This is a genomic window from Roseiflexus sp. RS-1 (assembly GCF_000016665.1).
GTDB lineage: Bacteria > Chloroflexota > Chloroflexia > Chloroflexales > Roseiflexaceae > Roseiflexus.
In genome coordinates, this window is sequence record NC_009523.1 from 379636 (window position 1) to 396903 (window position 17268).

The following is a 17268-nucleotide window of genomic DNA, read 5'->3' on the forward strand; positions in this document are numbered from 1 at the left end:
GGGATCATCCGCCAGGCACAGCAAAGCCAGGGGACTGCACATAACCGGCCATCTGATTCGAGGCGATCCATGCCCAACATCTACGACAATATCGAGTCGCAGTTCGTTGAAGAACTGCGCCGTCTCCTTCCAGAAGCAGTCGCGTGCTCGTTCTGCGTTGGTTACCTGAACCTGCGCGGCTGGGATCAGGTCGCCGATGCTATCGAGCATCTGAGCGGAGCGGATGAACGTCACGCCTGTCGCGTCCTGGTGGGCATGCATCGCCCGCCTGAAGAGGAGATGAAGAGTCTGCAACGTGTCCATCGCAGCCAGGCGGGCATTGACGGTCCAACCGCAGCGCTCCTTAAGCGCCGTATCACCGAGAGCTTCAAAGAGCAGCTTGAATGCGGCGCGCCTTCCAATCAGGCGGAACGCACGTTGCAACGGTTGGCCCGGCAACTGCGGGAACGAAAAGTCGTTATCAAAGCATTCCTGCGCTATCCGCTGCACGCGAAGCTGTATCTGATCGAGCGCAACGACACCAAAACGCCGCTGATCGGCTTTGTGGGGAGCAGCAATCTCACCCTGGCGGGTCTTTCCCGACAGGGCGAACTGAACGTGGACGTCGTCGAGCAGGATGCCGCGCGCAAACTTCAGCGCTGGTTTGATGAGCGCTGGAATGATCCGTGGGCTGTTGATCTGACCGAAGAACTGGCGCAACGTATCGAGAACAGTTGGGCGCGCACAGAACTCGTTCGCCCTTACCTGATGTACCTCAAGATCGCCTATCACCTCTCGGAGGATGCGCGCCAGGGCGAACGCGAGTTCAAGATGCCATCGATGTTTCGTGATGTGCTGCTTGATTTTCAAAAAGCCGCCGTGTCGCTTGCGGCGCGCAAACTCCATCGTCACGGCGGTGTGCTGCTCGGCGATGTCGTGGGCCTGGGGAAAACACTGATGGCGACGGCTATTGCCCGTCTCATGCAGGAAGATAGCGGCGACAATACGCTGGTCATTTGCCCGCCGAAACTCGCGCCCATGTGGGAGCGCTCCCTGCAAGCGTATCAGATCGTCGGGCGGGTGCTTTCGCTCGGGCGCGTCATTGAAGAACTGCGGGACCTTCCGCGCTACCGACTGGTCATTGTTGACGAAAGCCACAACCTGCGCAACCGCGAAGGGAAACGCTATCGCGCCATCCGTGAGTACATCGAGCGCAATGAATCCCGTGTGCTGCTGCTCACGGCGACGCCCTACAACAAGCACTACACCGACATCAGCAATCAGTTGCGCCTGTTTCTCGATGAAGACCGGGACCTGCATGTGCGACCGGAACGCTACTTCCGCTGGCTGGCACAGACGCGGGGTGAGACGGAGGCCGATTTTATCGCCCGTTTCCAGACCTCGCCGCATAGCCTGCGCGCGTTTGAGCAAAGTCTCTTCCCTGAAGACTGGCAAGACCTCATGCGCCTGTTTCTGGTCAGACGCACGCGCCAGTTCATTATCAGGCACTACGCCCGATTCGACGAGAAGAAAGGGCGCTATTACGTCTGGCGCAACGGTCAACCTCACTATTTCCCGTTGCGCCAACCCAAACGGGTTGACTTCACCATCGACGAATCAGACCCGAACGACCAGTACGCCCGGCTCTTTCGCGATGAGGTGGTGAAAGTTATCGAAAACTTAGCGCTGCCGCGCTACGGGCTGGCAAACTATCTCAAGCCCAATGCTGAGAAAGGCGCTTCTGACGAAGAAAAACGCATCCTCAACAATCTCAACCGCGCCGGCAGACGGCTGATCGGTTTTTGCCGCACGAACCTCTTCAAGCGCCTCGAATCGAGCGGCCAAAGCTTTTTGCTCTCTGTGCAGCGCCATATTGTGCGCAACCTCACCACGCTCTACGCGCTTGAAAACGGCCTGCCCGTCCCCATCGGCGCGCAGGATGCCGCCATGCTCGATCCAACCGTCAGCGATGCTGATGAAACGTTGACCGACATTCCTGATGCCGGCGAGTCTGCTGAAGACGCAGGAATGATCGGCGCACGGGTGCGCGGATTGGATGCCTGCCATGCGCGCGCTGCGACACTCTACGCGCTGTACCGCAGTGAGTACCGCGATCGGTTCGATTGGTTAGACCCCAGGTTTTTCCGGCCCGACCTGGCAACCTGGCTCCGCGCCGATGCTGCGGCGCTCGCTGGCATCCTGGAGCGGGCAGGCGATTGGAATCCCGGCGCAGATGCCAAACTGCACGCGCTCGCCAGCCTGGTGACGAACGACCACCCCAATGAAAAGATCCTCATTTTCACCCAATTTGCCGATACTGCCCTGTATCTTTACGAGCAGCTTCGCGCCAGAGGCATCGAAGACGTCGCCGTGCTGACCAATCAGGAAGGTGACCCGGTAACCCTCACCCGTCGCTTCAGTCCATCTACGAACGGTGGACTGGCTGAAGGTGAGACTGAGTTGCGGGTGCTCATCGCCACCGATGTGCTGGCTGAAGGTCAGAACCTGCAAGATGCCCACATTCTGGTCAACTACGACCTGCCCTGGGCGATTGTGCGCCTCATCCAGCGCGCCGGGCGCGTTGATCGCATCGGCCAACAGCACGATACGATTCGCATCTACTCGTTCTGGCCCGCCGAAGGGGTTGAGAAGATCATCCGCCTGCGTGAACGGCTTGTCTCCCGCCTTCAGCAGAATCAGGAAGTCATCGGCGCCGACGAGTCCTTTTTCGGTGAGGAAGCCGCTCAGCGCCTGCGCGACCTGTATACGGAAAAAGCCGGCACGCTTGACGACGAAGGCGCCGACGAAGATATCGACCTGGCAAGCCTGGCTTTGCAGGTATGGAACAGCGCCGCTGCAGATGACCAGAAGGCGTCCCGTGCTCTGCCGCCGATTGTCTCGGCTACCCGCGCGCTGACGTCAGGTACGGCAGGACCTCCCGGCGTCGTCGCCTATCTGCGCTACCCCAACGGCGCCGACGCTCTCATCCGCGTGGACGAACAGGGCAACCTGGTTTCCCAGTCGCTCTCAGCGATCTTCCGCGATATTGCCTGCCCGCCGGAAACGCCTGCGCTTGAGCGTACAAAATACCATCACGACCTGGTGGCGCGCTGCGTCGAGATTGCGACGGAAGAGCAGGTCACAGGCGGTCACCTCGGCAGCCTGCGCAGCGTGCGGCGTAAACTGTGGGAGCGGTTGAACACCTACCGCGCTTCCCTGACCACTGTCTCGCCCGACCGGCTTCAGCAGCTCGATATGGTCCTCGATCTGATCTGGCGGTATCCGCTCAAGAGCGCTGCCCAGGAGTCCATCAACCGACAAATGCGACTGGGTATTTCCGATCCTGATCTCCTCGACATGCTTGCCCGACGCGCCGGGGAGGGCGTCCTCTGTGAAATCCAGGATCAAGAAGCGGACGAATCCGCCGAGCCGCACATCATCTGCTCGTTGGGATTGGTTGCAGCAGGAGCGAAGTGATGAGCAATCTGGAACGCATCCGTCAAGCCCTGGAATCGTGCGGGCAAAATCAGGGGAACATCCCCGACCAGATAATGTCGCTCTTTTGTAAGGAACTCGGCTGGGGCCGCCCACGTGGTCTGATGCCACGCACCCTGCAACCGGGCGCTCCTGTCTCGCGCCAGGTGACGGCTGTGCCGGTGGCGCAGATGAGCGATCTGCCGGTGTACCTGGTTGACTGGCCCGATGACAGACTTCCCGGAACCACTGCGCGGCGCGCCGTGCAGCGGGCGCTTGATCCAACGCATGCCGAACATGTGTTGGTGTATGTTGCCCGGAACCGGCGCCAGCTTGCCTTCACCCGGGCGCGCCAGCGTTCTGACGGAAAGATTGAACTGCGCACCCTGCCGTATGACGTCGGCTCACCGGCCCGCACCACCGTCGAGCGGCTGGCGGAACTGGCGTTCAGCCTCGATGAACTCAGTGCAGGCGAGCCGCCGATAACCCGCGTGACCGATAAGCTCAATGCGGCGTTCAGCGTGGAGGCGGTGACGAAGCAGTTCTACCAGGAGATTGCCAGCTGGTACTTCTGGGCGCTGGAGCATGTGCGCTTTCCGAAGGATGCGCCAAAGACCGACGGCAAAGATCACGTGAGTCTCATCCGCCTGATTACCCGTCTTATCTTTTGCTGGTTTCTGAAAGAAAAGGGTCTCATTCCGGCAACCCTCTTCGATCCGAAATCGTTAACTGCAATGCTCAACGGTTTCGCGCCGCATGCGATGCACGACACCTCCTCCGTCTTCTACAAAGCTATTCTGCAGAACCTCTTCTTTGCCACGCTGAACACGGAGATGGGCAGGCGCGACTGGGCAAAGGACGAACAGAACTTCATGGCGCACAATCTCTATCGACACAGGGAACTGTTCCGTGATCCGGAGACAGCCCTGGAACTGTTCAAGGACATCCCCTTTCTCAACGGCGGTTTGTTCGAGTGCCTCGACCGTATCGAAGGCACAAAGGATCAACCGCGCTACATTCGGATTGATGGTTTCTCCCGTCGCCCAGACAGCCAGCCGGTTGTGCCGGACGCTCTCTTCTTCGGCGAGGAACGGGAAGTCGATCTGAGCAAAACCTACGGCGAAGCGCGCTACCGCCGCACCCGCGTGCGTGGTCTGATGCACACCCTTGCTTCCTACAACTTCACGCTTACGGAGAATACGCCTTTCGATCATGATGTTGCGCTTGATCCAGAACTGTTGGGCCAGGTCTTCGAGAACCTGCTGGCTGCCTACAACCCGGAAACCCGCACCACCGCACGCAAAGCTACCGGCTCCTACTACACCCCACGCGAAATTGTGGACTACATGGTGGAAGAAGCGCTCATCGCATGCCTGACACTCAAACTGGAAACCGCGATCCCTGACATCCAGAACGTCGAAGCGCGTCTCCGCCATCTTTTCGCGTACAACGATGAACCGCACCAGTTCACGGATGCCGAAGTTGAAGCGCTCATCCACGCCATTGACCACCTGAAGATTCTCGACCCCGCCTGCGGATCGGGGGCATTTCCGATGGGTATCTTGCATAAGCTGGTGTTTATCCTCGGCAGGCTCGATCCCGGCAACGCCCGCTGGAAAGAGCGGCAAATCGCCAAAGCCCAGGAGATTCCCGACCCTGCCGTGCGCGACAAAGTGATTCACGATATTGAGCAGGTCTTCACCGCCAACGAACTCGACTACGGACGCAAGCTCTACCTGATCGAGAACTGCATCTACGGCGTAGACATTCAGCCCATCGCGGTGCAGATCGCCAAACTGCGCTTCTTTATCTCGCTGGTGGTGGATCAGCGCGTCAATCCGAACGCGGAAAACCTCGGCATCCTGGCGCTGCCCAATCTGGAAACGCGCTTCGTGGCGGCCAACACATTGATCGGCATCGATCGACCGCAGCAACTCGCATTCCGCAATTCGAGGATCGACGAACTGGAGCGCGAACTGGCGCGGGTGCGCGAAGCTCATTTCACCGCCAAAACTCCTGCCACCAAACGCAAATACCGCGAACGCGACGCCGCATTGCGCGCTGAGATTGCCGAAATACTGAAGACCGACGGCTGGGACGACAAAACCGCCCGCATGCTCGCCGGGTGGGACCCCTACGACCAGAATGCCTCAGCGTCCTTTTTCGATCCGGAGTGGATGTTTGGCATCCGCGACGGCTTTGACATCGTTATCGGCAACCCGCCGTATGTGCGGCAGGAGGAGATCAAGGAGTTGAAGCCATTGCTGCAAGCCCAGGGGTATCAGTGCTATACCGGTACGGCAGACCTCTACGTGTATTTCTACGAGCGCGCCCTCAATCTTCTTCGCCACGGCGGCATTCTGTCCTTTATTTCCAGCAACAAGTTCTTCCGCTCCGCCTATGGTCAGAAGCTGCGCGAACTTCTCGCCCGCCAGACCCTGCACTGCATTATTGATTTCGGCGACGCGCCGGTCTTCACAGCCATCGCCTACCCGACCATTCTTGTCCTGAGCAAAGCACCAGCGGCTGACTCCCAACTCCGCGCCCTGAACTGGCAGCCCGGGCCGCCGGTGGAGGAATTTCCCCATGTCTTTCGCGCCCACAGCTTCCTGCTCGCACAACGTGAACTTCGTCCTGACGGCTGGCGACTGGAATCGCCCGTCAACCTCCGGCTGCTGGACAAACTCCGCGCCGCCGGCACACCGCTGGGCGAATACGTCAACGGGCGGCTCTATCGTGGGATATTGACCGGTCTGAACGAAGCCTTTGTGGTAGACCGCGCCACCCGCGACCGTCTCATCGCCGAACATCCTTCATCCGCCGACGTGCTCAAGCCTTTCCTTCGCGGCCGTGACATCAAACGCTGGCGGGTGGAACCGCAGGATTTGTGGCTCATCTTCACCAGGCGTGGGATCAACATCAAAGAGTATCCGGCTGTTTACGAGCATCTTCTGCCTTTCAAAAAGCGTCTGATGCCCGGTGTGCCCGGCGGCAGGAAGCCCGGCAGCTACGAGTGGTATGAAATCCAAGACAACATTGCCTACTGGCAGGAATTCGAGCGGCCGAAGATTGTGTATCCCAATATATGTAAGCAAAATGAATTTGCTTGGGAAGACAGCAGTTTTTATACAAACCAAAAAGCCTTTATTATTACCGAAGTAAGTAAATATCTACTGGGGATTCTAAATTCATCTGTCATTATGTGGCTTTTTACTCAACTACTGGCAAAGTTACAAAATGATTTTTATGAGCCAAGCGCCATATTCATGAAAAAATTTCCAATACCTAACCCACGAACCGAAGAGTGCAAGGTTTTAGAGACATTGGTGGACAGGATTCTGGCGGCAAAACAAGCCAATCCACAGGCGGACGTGACAGACCTGGAACGCGAGATTGACGAGCGCATCTATCGTCTCTACGGACTGACGCCGGAGGAGATAAGGATTGTGGAGGAGTCGTTGAAATAACAATGTCGTGTTCAACGTGCCAGATCCCACGACAGGCGAACGCGCTGCGGCGACGTTATCTCAAACACGTCACGCGCACACTCCCGGTTGGCGAACTGTCGATTCCACGATTCGGTCGAGGGTCGTCGCTCACGTAGCCACTTTCGAGATGCATCCGGTACATAAGGCAAAAGCGGCGCCGGTGCGGGCGCAGCCGGAGAAGGCGAGGAGCGTGTAGCCATGCGGTATGACCCCCAGAAGCATCACCGTCGTTCCATCCGCCTGAAAGGGTACGACTACACCCAGGCGGGGGCGTATTTCATCACCATCGTGACGAAGGATCGGGCATGTTTGTTTGGACGCATTGTGGATGGCGAGATGCGGTTGAGTCACGTGGGGCATATTGTTCGAGCGTGCTGGTTGGCGATCCCTGACCATTTCCCTCATGCCATGGTGGATGAATTTGTGGTGATGCCGAATCATGTGCATGGCATCATTGTGTTGAATGAAACAGAACATGTCGGGGCACGGCATGCCGTGCCCCGACCAGAACCAGAACAATTCGGGAAACCCGTTCCCGGTTCTATCCCCACGATTGTCCGTTCATTCAAATCCGCCGCCACGAAATGCATCAATGAATACCGCAGCACACCCGGCGCGCCTGTCTGGCAATGCAATTATTACGAACACATCATCCGCACTGAGGAATCCCTCAATTGCATCCGCGAATACATCCTGACCAACCCGTTGCGGTGGCATCTGGATCGTCAGAATATGCGCGCCACCGGAACCGATCCGATGGATGTAGAATGGTTCGATTGACAAAACCTCCCCAATCCGACCGTTGGACGATGGACGAGGCGGTGTTTAGCGTGTTGAGGTTGACGGCAGGTGAACGCGCGAGGGTGTATGAAGCAGTAGCAGTGTTGGTGCAGGCGCGGCTGGAAAAAGCGCCGGGCGTATGACAAAATAGAAGAATAAAGGAGACGTGCTATGGATACATACCATCTCAAAGAACTACGAAATCGGCACGAGGTTATTCGCTACTTCGATGGCTATATGTCGGAGCGGTTCGACGAGCTTACGGAGAAGAAGCTCAGGCGCCCCCTGATAAAAACTCAACTTTTAGAGCTTCGGGACGGGCCGGAGGAAATACCATCCCCGAAAAACCTTCTCCTGACGGAACTCCTGCGGCGACACAACGTGTGGACAAAGCAGCTCGATGAAACGATGTTTCTCCTCCACGATGAAGCCGAGGGTGAGATAGGGTTTCTCGAGGTCTTACGGCCGCGAATCCTGGCAGTGTACAGTCCATTGCCGAGTGATCGTTTCAACCGATGGGTTCGGCGTCTCGTCTTTAGCCATCCCGATCTGGACTATGTATGGCTGAGTGGGTTGACCTTTAATGTGCTGTGGGAACTCGTTACTCGATTGAGCCGTCCACATCGCTTCACGCGGATTGTGTTCACCCATGATAGCATTTTTGAGATAGACCAACCGGAGATGGAGTTGGACGAGAAAGATCAGGAATTTGAAGAGCTTGCAGAGGATCAAAATGAAGAGAGTGAAATTATTGAGCGCCGAGCAACGAGTTTTCGTCTTGTGGATCGTGTGGGCGTTCTTCAGGAGAAGCTGAAGGAACTGCAAGAGATTTACTCTCCAATAGACTTCATCAAGATTCGTTTTGATTTTTGGACTGCTTTTTGCGTTTCAGCCAAATTCGGAAGTTATGCAGCCCGCAACATGTTTCCATGACCATATCCCGAAATTCGGAACAACTGAAGCGGATAATGTCGTGAATGATTCGATACCGCTTGATATCGCCGATAACATGTTCAATACGAACGCGAACGGATGAGATACGCCGGTTTTCCTCCTTTTCCTGCGGCGTGAGGGTTCCATTGCGCGGCTTCTTCTTTGGCTGCATAATCTGGACGCCAGGCAGGGTAAATCCTTGAAATCCGGCGTCTTGATAGAGAATGCTCGCGTTTGGAAGGGTGTATCCCGCTTCATCCGCAATACATTTATCGTGGACCCTTCCTTCGTAGGTGTCACTCAAAAAGTGAATAGAGCCAAACTCATCAATGATGAGAACGTTCTTAAGCGTATGTCGTTTCTTCTTACCGCTGTAATACAACTCCCGGTCGACTTTGTCGCTTGGACGGCGAATGGGACGTTCTACGCCGTCATGGATAAAAAGGGGGGCGCTTTTGTCGCATGCGACGGTTCTTCACACGACGGTTCTTCACACGACGGTTCTTCACACGACGGTTCTTCACACGACGGTTCTTCACACGACGGTTCTTCACACGACGGTTCTTCACACGACGGTTCTTCCTGCAATCGCCTCGCCAGGTCGTCGGCAGTGCGCGCAGGCAGGAGATTTTGCTGTGAAAGCGCATAGTTCAGCGCTCCGTGCAAAAGATGCACCCATTTGCTTACGTTTGATTGGCTCATTTGAAAGAGGTGTCCGTGCATCACTTGCGTTGGGTTTTGTTTTAAGTAGGTCAAAATAAAGAGCAATTTATCTTCTGTTGTCGGAAGCGGCGAGTTTGCATACGAGACGTAGCGACGACAATATCGGACGCGGCCATCAATCGTGCGACGTTTCATATACGCTTCAAATGCGGCGTGGAAGATCGGAACCAGCGCGTGGAACTCTTCAACGGTCAGTCCGGTCATAGAGCGTAATTTCTCCGGATTTTCGATAATGGATCGATACTTACACATCGTTTTTCTCCATTTTCAGATTGTACAAAAATAGTATATCACTAAATCTTGATGATGTCTAATGTATGCGATCAGTCAATTGCGCTTCCCTTCACCGGTGGGAAAAGGTGGACATGATTTTTACGACAATGGGCGCGTTACCAATCGAAGTGAGAGCTTCCGCGACCATCGCAGCCATCTTCTGTTTGTTGTCAGGATTTATGAGAAGTTATTGAAATTGACTGAGCAACACGCCTGGTATGGCATTCAGGAGTCTGTTGATGTGCCCGGTGGGTTTCGCAGGCTGGTTGGAGCGCCTGTCACGATCCATTTCCAGGAACCGCTGACGCAAGAGGTATTTGACCATTGGATAAAGGCGACGTTTGAGCGCAGGCGGAATAAGTTCCGCCTCTGGGGTCACCCGATACGCCTGGGACCCACAAAAGTTCATGTCTATGGCGTAGATCGCCATCTCTGGCAGCCTCTCTTTCTGGAGCTTACTACCCAGGGGCTTGTGGCGATACTGCCTCGCGGCACTTGCGGCAACACGGTACATCGGTTGGTCACCAATGTTCAGCGTTACCTCGATCCGGGGGCTACTGCTTTCATCGGCGATATTCATTACACATCTATGGTCGAAAAATCTACAGAGGCAGCAAAGAGTCAGGCCTGATGTGGTCTTGAAACGTGAGACAGATCTCAAATTCGCCCTGGTAGAATGCAAAGCGAGTTCTTTTGGTGTTGCGACAGAGCAGGCAATTCAGGCTCGCACATTTCTGCTGCTGGCAGATGAGCCGCTGGCAGAAGCGTTAGGTCTGAGTCCTGAGCAGATACAGGCTTCAATTCTCGCGTATGCCCTCCCTGCTCGTGAGAGCGCACGCCTGGAAGCCACTCTCAGTAGATTGTCGAATGAGTTGAGAAGACACCATTTACCGGCTGGCGACTCAACAATGATAGGGCTTGACATTGACTCTTGGGATGTGCGTGTAGTGTTTGACTGGAGTGGAAGTCAATTCTTTAGCATCGCTCCCGGCAGCCATCCAGTTATGCGGGTGCAGCCAGGTGACGATCCACGTCCGCTTTACTTCATTCCTTATGATCCAGACGTGCATCAGTCTCCAGAGGAAAACCTCTTTTGCAAGCGGATTCTATTCGAAAGAATTCATAGCGCGGTGCTCGCTGCCGTAGGAAGAGCCAGCTTACAAACGAATCTAACGCTGAACATTAATAATCTGCTGAATGACGCAACGTTTGGAATGTTCGGCCTGTGGGAGAACAGAGAGTCCTTGAAGCACATGCAGAGGATGTGCAGACAACTGATAACTGCCCTGTCCAGGGCCGTCAATAAGGAAGTCAGCAATTCGTTGATCTATGAACCTCCTGAGGACTTGAAGGTAGTGCTGTCTGATCCACATCAACACCATCAGGTACTTGCTGCTATTGAGCGCTTCTCCTGTGAAAGCATGGACTTGAGGGAGCCACCCATGCCTGATCTGTTCGATGATCTGTTCGATGCATAATGGATTCTCGCAGGTCCATACACGTGATCCTTGCGCACCTCCTCGAGAATTCGACGCGGTGCTCCATGCGACAACAATCCGGAGACGGCAGTAATTCGTATCAGGCACGACTCGCACAGCGCGCTTGCTTTTCCTCCCGCGCGGACTGAATCCTGGCGTTCAACTCTCCATCGCTCAAGGGTGGGAGATCAATAGCAGCCAATTGCCCGATCGTGTTGCACAGGCGCTCGCATCTGCGTTGGCGTTCGACTGCCGCGTCGATACATTGCTACAATGCCATCGGCGTCAGCAAACCGTGCGCCTCTTCCTGGCGGTGATTTCTCTGATGTGCAGGAACACCAGGACAACGAACGACTTATGGAGACGCCCGTGGATCCCGTTCCAGCATCATTGACGGGCATGTCGGTACACCCGGCACTATCGTAATTCCGCCTGAGGTGTGCTACAATAGAAAAAACGTGCTATGGGTGCATACCATCGCTCGCCGCCGGGCACGCTGATCCAAAAGCCGAGGCATCTTCCGGATGAATGTCATGCTGTACCGTCGAAAAGTTCTTTTAGCATTGATAGACATCTTTGGTGGTGCTATAGATAAACTTTTCTTGCAGAAAATGCTTTTTTTGCTGAGTCAGCGGCAGGAAAAACCAGTCTATGAGTTTATTCCCTATAACTACGGTGGCTACTCGTTCACTGCTCAGTGGGACATTAATGGATTGTGTGCCAGAGCTTTGTTGCAGGAAGATGAGTATACGATTACTCTTATCGAAAAACAGAATAGCCTGAACAGTCTTCATCCCCGTGATACCTGGATCATTCGTGAAATCTTGCGGAAGTATCGGAAGAAACAGAGAAATGAGCTGCTTCGTGAGTTGTATGAGCAATATCCCTACTATGCCACACGCAGTAAAATCCTGGAAGAAGTCCTGGATAAGGAAGCGCAAAAACGAGTAGAACAGTATAGATATGTGGAATATCGAACCGTCTTGTTTACTATCGGCTATGAAGGACGTTCGCTGGAAAATTATCTTAATGCCTTGATCAGAAACGGCATCAGGGTGCTGGTCGATGTTCGCAATAACCCGGTGAGCAGGAAACCAGGGTTTAGCAAGCGCCAGTTGGAACGGATATGCAGGAACGTTGACATTGAATACCGACATTTTCCAGACGTGGGTATTGCCCCTGAGTTGAGAAAAGGCTTGAAGACGCAAGATGATTACAACGAACTATTTGCCGCATATCGCCGCAAGGTTTTACCTGCTACGGTATCTACCCAACAAGAAATCCTGAACATTCTTCAGTGCTATCGCCGTATCGCTCTTACATGCTTTGAAGCTGAGAGCCAGCGCTGCCATCGTCATCATCTGGCCGAGGCTATCAGTAAGTTGCCTGGCTTTGCTTACGAGGTGGAACATCTGTGAGGTGATTCGTCATGCGCATGAACGTCCTGATCACCGTCAAAACATATCCGACAATTTCGGTCAAATACGACGAACTGGTTTGTACTGCCGGATTTCGTGAGGATGGTTCCTGGATAAGGATTTATCCCGTTCCTTTTCGTAAGAAAACCTATGACGAACGGTACAAAAAGTATGATTGGATCTCCGTCGATCTGGAAAGAAACGAGCAAGATTTCCGCCCGGAAAGCTACAGACCCGCACCGGGATCAAAAATAGAAGTCATTAGACATATCGATACAGAGAATAATTGGGAAAAGCGGAAGCATATTTGCCTAAAAAACGTCTATGACGATCTCGATGCTCTGATCGAAGAGGCCAAAAACCCGAAAATTTGCACATCACTAGCCACCTTTAAACCCAAAGAAATTCTTGATTTCTACGCCAAACCAACTGAAAGAGAATGGGATATGGAGAAAGTCATGAAAATCCAGGCAGATCGCCGACAGTTAAGACTATTCCCCGATGAAGAAGAAGACCTGGAGAAAGAATTCCAGATAGTAAAGAAACTTCCCTACACATTCAAATATCGCTTTAGAGATAGCAATGGCAAAGAGAGCAATCTGATGATAGAAGACTGGGAGACAGGTCAACTTTTCTGGAATTGTCTACAGAGACATGAAGGAGACGAACAAAGGGCAATTGAAGATGTTCGCAGAAAGTATTTCGATGATTTTGCTCAAACAAAAGATTTGTACTTCTTTTTAGGCACGACGCTACAGTATCACAAAAGGGCACCCAACCCTTTTATCATCGTCGGTACATTTTATCCGAAGAAGGATGAACAGTTGAGGATGTTCTGAAATCACAAAGAGCCAGCCATTGCGCATCGTAGAAACGCAATGCGCAGCGCAACTGGCGTACTGTTGAGAGACGACCATCACCTGGCGGAGTGGGGCAGCGGCGTCTCCACCGAAAGTTCCGCCTGCTGCCGGTCGAACGCCTGGCGCGCCTGATCGATGCGGCGCGCCGCTTCCGCCATTGCGAGCGCGGCGCGATTGGCGTCTTCGGCGCGAAAACTGCTGTAGAACGCCAGCATATGGTCGAGCGCCGTCAGTTCGAGTTCCAGCCCTTGCAGGTAGAGTGCGTGCGCTTCGGCAAGCGCATCCGGCGGTTGCACTGCTGCGATGACTGCGTATGCCTGCTCGATCTCATCCCGCAGACGCTGCGCCGAGGTCGCATGGATGATCGACGAGCCGCCGGGTCGACTCGTGGCGTTGCGGTACGACTCGATTGCGCCACGCAGACGGGCACGTGGCGCTTCCAGACGACTCAGGTATGCCAGCGTCGCGGCATTGCGCTCCTCCGCCAGTGTGGTTTCGAGCAGCGCCGGAACAGCAACGACCGGTTCCTCCGGCGTCGGTGCTGCCTCTTCCCCGGCAGCGATCGCGCGCTGCGTCAGTTCCGCCTGAACGAGCGCCTGGTTCCGCTCCACTGCGGTGCGAAGCGCATAATTGAGTGCGAGTGTGAGCGCCAGCAGCAAAATCGGCATACTCCAGAGCAACACGCGCGCCCGACTCATCTCCTGACGCGAGAGACGCCATCCGACCCACCAGGAATCGGTGTGATCCCGCGACGGCTCACGCGCCGGAAACAGAAAACCGATCAACCGCGTGCGCCACAGCGATGGCGATGGTGCAGCGACCGCGCCATCACTGCCATTTGAGACGCTCTCTTCCGCCACATTGGGCGCTGCACGCGCAAACGGCGCCGTGATGTCGGCATCGCCATCGCGCAGCAACTGGCGACTCTCCAGCCACGCCAGTCCGCGCCGGGCGCGCTCGTTCTGCGGGTTGATCGCCAGCACTGAACGCAGACAGAATGCGATCTCCTTCGGATCGTCGAGAACGCCGGAGAGCCACAGCCATCCCATCTCGTGCTGCGGATCGAGTTGCACAACGCGCGCCAGCAACACCGCCGCCAGACGACGCTGCCCGCCGCGCGCCGCCGCCACGCCGCGCACGAAGAGTTGCGCCGCCTCGCGCTGATTCGCCTTGATCTCCGTCCTGACCATCAGTGCTCCGGCAATAACCGACTCAACACGCGCTGCGACTCATACGGGTCCTGCAGCAGGCGACTGCGAATGACCTCCCAGTTGCGCGGGTCTTCGCCGCCGAGCCGCCAGATCGCAATACCCGCCAGGTCGAGTTCCTGCACCAGACGCAGTTTCGCGTCCAACCCGCTGCTGGTGGCGAACCAGACCTCGCGCCGCCCTTCTTCGCGCGAACTGTAGGTGATCCAGTTTTCCTGCACCAGACCGTTCTGGTTGCTCTCCATCAGATTGACCGACAGGCGGTATGTCTGAATGATATCGTTAATCATCGCCCACGTTTGCCCGCGCGCATTGCCGCCGCCGTCACGAGGCCAGTTGTAGCCGTAGAACGGCACGCCGATGATGACCTTTGCCGGATCAACGACCGTCACCGCATAGCGGGCGACACGTTCCACCCAGTAGACCGGCGCTACCGGACCGGGACCGCCGCCGCGCCAGTGGTAGTCATACGTCATGATCCGCAACCGGTCAACAACCTGACCGATGACCGCCCAATCCTGAAATCCTCCCAACCCGCAGTAATCGCAATCCTTGGCATGCACGGCGACGGTCAACAGTTTGCCGTGAGCGTGGAGCGCATCGGCGAGTTCGATAATAAACGCACTGTATTCATCACGCAGACTGCTGCTGATAAACTCATAATCGATATCAATCCCATCATAGTCATAGGTGAGCACTTCATCGACAATCTGCTGCACGTGGTACGAGCGCAGGCGCGGGTTGCGCAGAATGCCCGGCGCCGGGTCATCGCCGGTAACGACATTGTGCACCGTTGGAATGACCAGCACATTCTTGCTGCGCGCCAGTTCGATCAGCGTGCGGTCGCGCGCCTCGCGCCCGAAGCGTAGCGTGCCGGCTGGCGACGGCGAGTACCAGAACGGGCTGATCTCGTCGAGAATATCGGCGTTCGCCTCGAACGACTCGCGATTCTCGGAGCCGAACGAGTTGGGGAGCCAGGCAGCAATATACCGCCCCGTCTTCGGATGAAACCATGCGCCTTCTTCGGGGAGCGCGGACACAGGCGAAACCGTTCTCTCTGTCTGAACCGACGGGATGATCGCCGGCGCCGGCGTCGGCGTGTCTGCAACCGGCGTGACCGGCGGTAGCGTTGGAGTTGGAAACACCGGCGGTTCTGTCGCGCGCACGGCGAGACCGACAGTATCGACAACCAGCAATGCCCAGACGATCAACGACACAGCGTAGATCGACACAAACAGCGGTGATGAGAAAACGTGTCGCATGACCGAACAATGGTGAATGGCGCTCGCTCAGCGAGCGTCCACGTCCTCAGTAGGCGTCCAATTCGTGCAACCGCTCATCGCTGATGCCGAAAAAGTGGGCGATTTCGTGCAGCACCGTGCGCCGCACCTCTTCGCGCAGCGCATCACGCGAGGGAAAATCACGCACCAGCGGCGCCTGAAAGATCGTAATGACATCCGGGATCAGCGGATCGCCGTCAGTGCGCTCCGTCAGCGGCACCCCTTCATACAGCCCATAGATCGTTTGCCAGGGGCGCAAACCCAGTGCGCGGCGCTGCTCGCGGCTGGGGCGCGCTTCGATCCGCACTTCGACATTCGTAAGATAGCGGGCAAATTCAGGCGGCAGCGAGTCCAGCGCCTCGATAACGATTGATTCGAATGTTTCGCGATCCATACCGCTTCCATCGCCAGAAGAAACCCTCCAGGGCATTATACGCGGGCGATAGAAGGGGCGTCAAGCAGCACCGCATAAAAGCGGCATGCGGCGAACACGAAACGCCGGAGATGATAGAACCGGGGATTGGAACGCACCTATGAGGCAACGATCGGTTGATGCGCCGGATGGTCGGCAAGCGCCTCGGCAAGGCGCGCCAGCCCGCGGTGCTGGAGCGCTTTCACCGAACCAACCGTGCGCCCAAGCGACTCGGCAATCTCGGCGAGCGAGCGATCCTCATCGAACCGCAGGCGCAACACAAGACGCTGATCACGGGTCAGGATGCGCATCACGCTCTGGAGTTCATGGTATGCAATCCGCGAGATAACCGCTTCATCCGGGGGTTCGAGCGCTTGAGGCGCACTTTCATCGAGTGGAACGGATGGGCGTCGGCGCGCCTGGCGGAGCATGTCCATGGTGCGCGCGTAGGCAATGCGGTAGAGCCAGGCAGAAAAGGGCCAGCCGCGATCTTCATATCGCTCCAGTCCTTCCAGCATCCTGACGAACACATCGCTGCATACATCCTCAGCGAGCACGGGATCGCCCAGTCGGGAAGCGATGTAACGATGCACCTGCGGAGCATACCGTTCGTACAACTGCCCGATCGCGTCGGCGTCGCCAGCCTTTGCGCGCGCGATGATGTGCGCTTCGCTCTCATAATGGTTGTCGGCAGGTGTGGATTTGACCGCCATCGTCCGCCTCTCAACAATGCAGAACCGATCGACCGCCTGATGAATGATGTGTGCGATACGTTCTGGAAACACTGTCAGTGTACGCCGCAAAGATGAATGAGTTGTGTCATCGGTCTGCGACGCGCGCGCTGCGAGAGCGGACAGGACGATGACCGGCGCCGACGTTCACGGTGTGTATATGTGCATCGGTATGCTCATCAGAATGCCATGGTTCCAGACAGGAGATCCGCCGATTGCTGATCGCCCCAG

The 17268-nt window shown here is 55.9% G+C and carries 14 protein-coding genes; 9 read left to right on the forward strand and 5 right to left on the reverse strand.

Annotated elements, in window-relative coordinates; translation table 11 throughout:
* The first annotated feature begins 69 nt into the window (after positions 1 to 69).
* The 5 genes from ROSERS_RS01545 to ROSERS_RS01560 all read left to right on the forward strand — a co-directional run bounded on the left by ROSERS_RS01545 (position 70) and on the right by ROSERS_RS01560 (position 8654).
* Complete coding sequence (locus tag ROSERS_RS01545) at positions 70 to 3456, forward strand: helicase-related protein (protein ID WP_011955088.1); 3387 nt, start codon at positions 70 to 72, stop codon at positions 3454 to 3456.
* Positions 3456 to 6920 carry a class I SAM-dependent DNA methyltransferase gene (locus ROSERS_RS01550; RefSeq protein WP_011955089.1) on the forward strand — a complete coding sequence of 1155 codons (3465 nt, stop codon included), beginning with the start codon at positions 3456 to 3458 and terminating at the stop codon, positions 6918 to 6920. Before ROSERS_RS01545 ends, ROSERS_RS01550 begins: the two co-directional genes overlap by 1 nt.
* Before the next feature lie 219 nt (positions 6921 to 7139).
* Positions 7140 to 7721: a transposase gene (locus ROSERS_RS01555; protein ID WP_011955090.1), complete on the forward strand. Its 582-nt coding sequence runs from the start codon at positions 7140 to 7142 to the stop codon at positions 7719 to 7721.
* Positions 7709 to 7864 (forward strand): hypothetical protein, encoded by a 156-nt coding sequence (locus ROSERS_RS25685; RefSeq protein ID WP_157040919.1) that lies wholly within the window; start codon positions 7709 to 7711, stop codon positions 7862 to 7864. Before ROSERS_RS01555 ends, ROSERS_RS25685 begins: the two co-directional genes overlap by 13 nt.
* A 28-nt stretch (positions 7865 to 7892) precedes the next feature.
* On the forward strand, positions 7893 to 8654 hold the full coding sequence (locus ROSERS_RS01560) for a hypothetical protein (protein ID WP_011955091.1): 762 nt from the start codon (positions 7893 to 7895) through the stop codon (positions 8652 to 8654).
* Here ROSERS_RS01560 and ROSERS_RS24605 read toward each other — a convergent pair.
* A protein-coding gene (locus tag ROSERS_RS24605; protein ID WP_085979421.1) for an IS5-like element ISRfsp3 family transposase occupies positions 8572 to 9629 on the reverse strand; the annotation gives its coding sequence in 2 pieces (ribosomal slippage) (positions 8572 to 9098 and positions 9098 to 9629; 1059 coding nt in all). The two genes, ROSERS_RS01560 and ROSERS_RS24605, sit on opposite strands and share 83 nt — an antisense overlap.
* Positions 9630 to 9690: 61 nt before the next feature.
* On the opposite strand from ROSERS_RS24605, the gene ROSERS_RS25690 reads away from it, so the two are divergent.
* The 4 genes from ROSERS_RS25690 (at position 9691) to ROSERS_RS01590 (ending at position 13385) form a co-directional block, all read left to right on the forward strand.
* Positions 9691 to 10281, forward strand: coding sequence for a hypothetical protein (locus ROSERS_RS25690; protein ID WP_157040920.1), 591 nt, complete (start codon positions 9691 to 9693; stop codon positions 10279 to 10281).
* A 1-nt stretch (position 10282) separates the two neighbouring features.
* Positions 10283 to 11128, forward strand: coding sequence for a hypothetical protein (locus ROSERS_RS01580; RefSeq protein ID WP_041332728.1), 846 nt, complete (start codon positions 10283 to 10285; stop codon positions 11126 to 11128).
* A gap of 533 nt (positions 11129 to 11661) precedes the next feature.
* Entirely contained in the window at positions 11662 to 12546 is an 885-nt protein-coding gene (locus tag ROSERS_RS24610; protein WP_083763352.1) for a DUF488 domain-containing protein, read from the forward strand.
* A gap of 11 nt (positions 12547 to 12557) precedes the next feature.
* Complete coding sequence (locus tag ROSERS_RS01590) at positions 12558 to 13385, forward strand: hypothetical protein (RefSeq protein ID WP_011955094.1); 828 nt, start codon at positions 12558 to 12560, stop codon at positions 13383 to 13385.
* A 77-nt stretch (positions 13386 to 13462) separates the two neighbouring features.
* On the opposite strand, the gene ROSERS_RS01595 is transcribed toward ROSERS_RS01590, so the two are convergent.
* The 4 genes from ROSERS_RS01595 to ROSERS_RS01610 all read right to left on the reverse strand — a co-directional run bounded on the left by ROSERS_RS01595 (position 13463) and on the right by ROSERS_RS01610 (position 17019).
* Positions 13463 to 14596, reverse strand: coding sequence for a hypothetical protein (locus tag ROSERS_RS01595; RefSeq protein ID WP_011955095.1), 1134 nt, complete (start codon positions 14594 to 14596; stop codon positions 13463 to 13465).
* On the reverse strand, positions 14596 to 15876 hold the full coding sequence (locus ROSERS_RS01600; protein WP_011955096.1) for a glycosyl hydrolase family 18 protein: 1281 nt from the start codon (positions 15874 to 15876) through the stop codon (positions 14596 to 14598). Before ROSERS_RS01600 ends, ROSERS_RS01595 begins: the two co-directional genes overlap by 1 nt.
* Before the next feature lie 46 nt (positions 15877 to 15922).
* Positions 15923 to 16288 (reverse strand): metallopeptidase family protein, encoded by a 366-nt coding sequence (locus tag ROSERS_RS01605; RefSeq protein ID WP_041332732.1) that lies wholly within the window; start codon positions 16286 to 16288, stop codon positions 15923 to 15925.
* A gap of 137 nt (positions 16289 to 16425) precedes the next feature.
* Positions 16426 to 17019, reverse strand: coding sequence for an RNA polymerase sigma factor (locus ROSERS_RS01610; protein ID WP_011955098.1), 594 nt, complete (start codon positions 17017 to 17019; stop codon positions 16426 to 16428).
* Between the last annotated feature and the right edge of the window lie 249 nt (positions 17020 to 17268).

What these genes read in the sequence shown, in the direction of transcription:
- ROSERS_RS01550 (WP_011955089.1), top strand. Translation starts at nt 3,456, where the DNA reads ATGAGCAATCTGGAACGCATCCGTCAAGCCCTGGAATCGTGCGGGCAA.
- ROSERS_RS24610 (WP_083763352.1), top strand. Translation starts at nt 11,662, where the DNA reads ATGCTGTACCGTCGAAAAGTTCTTTTAGCATTGATAGACATCTTTGGT.
- ROSERS_RS01545 (WP_011955088.1), top strand. Translation starts at nt 70, where the DNA reads ATGCCCAACATCTACGACAATATCGAGTCGCAGTTCGTTGAAGAACTG.
- ROSERS_RS01595 (WP_011955095.1), bottom strand. Translation starts at nt 14,596, where the DNA reads ATGGTCAGGACGGAGATCAAGGCGAATCAGCGCGAGGCGGCGCAACTC.
- ROSERS_RS01560 (WP_011955091.1), top strand. Translation starts at nt 7,893, where the DNA reads ATGGATACATACCATCTCAAAGAACTACGAAATCGGCACGAGGTTATT.
- ROSERS_RS01605 (WP_041332732.1), bottom strand. Translation starts at nt 16,288, where the DNA reads ATGGATCGCGAAACATTCGAATCAATCGTTATCGAGGCGCTGGACTCG.
- ROSERS_RS25690 (WP_157040920.1), top strand. Translation starts at nt 9,691, where the DNA reads ATGTATGCGATCAGTCAATTGCGCTTCCCTTCACCGGTGGGAAAAGGT.
- ROSERS_RS01555 (WP_011955090.1), top strand. Translation starts at nt 7,140, where the DNA reads ATGCGGTATGACCCCCAGAAGCATCACCGTCGTTCCATCCGCCTGAAA.
- ROSERS_RS25685 (WP_157040919.1), top strand. Translation starts at nt 7,709, where the DNA reads ATGGTTCGATTGACAAAACCTCCCCAATCCGACCGTTGGACGATGGAC.
- ROSERS_RS01610 (WP_011955098.1), bottom strand. Translation starts at nt 17,019, where the DNA reads ATGGCGGTCAAATCCACACCTGCCGACAACCATTATGAGAGCGAAGCG.
- ROSERS_RS01600 (WP_011955096.1), bottom strand. Translation starts at nt 15,876, where the DNA reads ATGCGACACGTTTTCTCATCACCGCTGTTTGTGTCGATCTACGCTGTG.
- ROSERS_RS01590 (WP_011955094.1), top strand. Translation starts at nt 12,558, where the DNA reads ATGCGCATGAACGTCCTGATCACCGTCAAAACATATCCGACAATTTCG.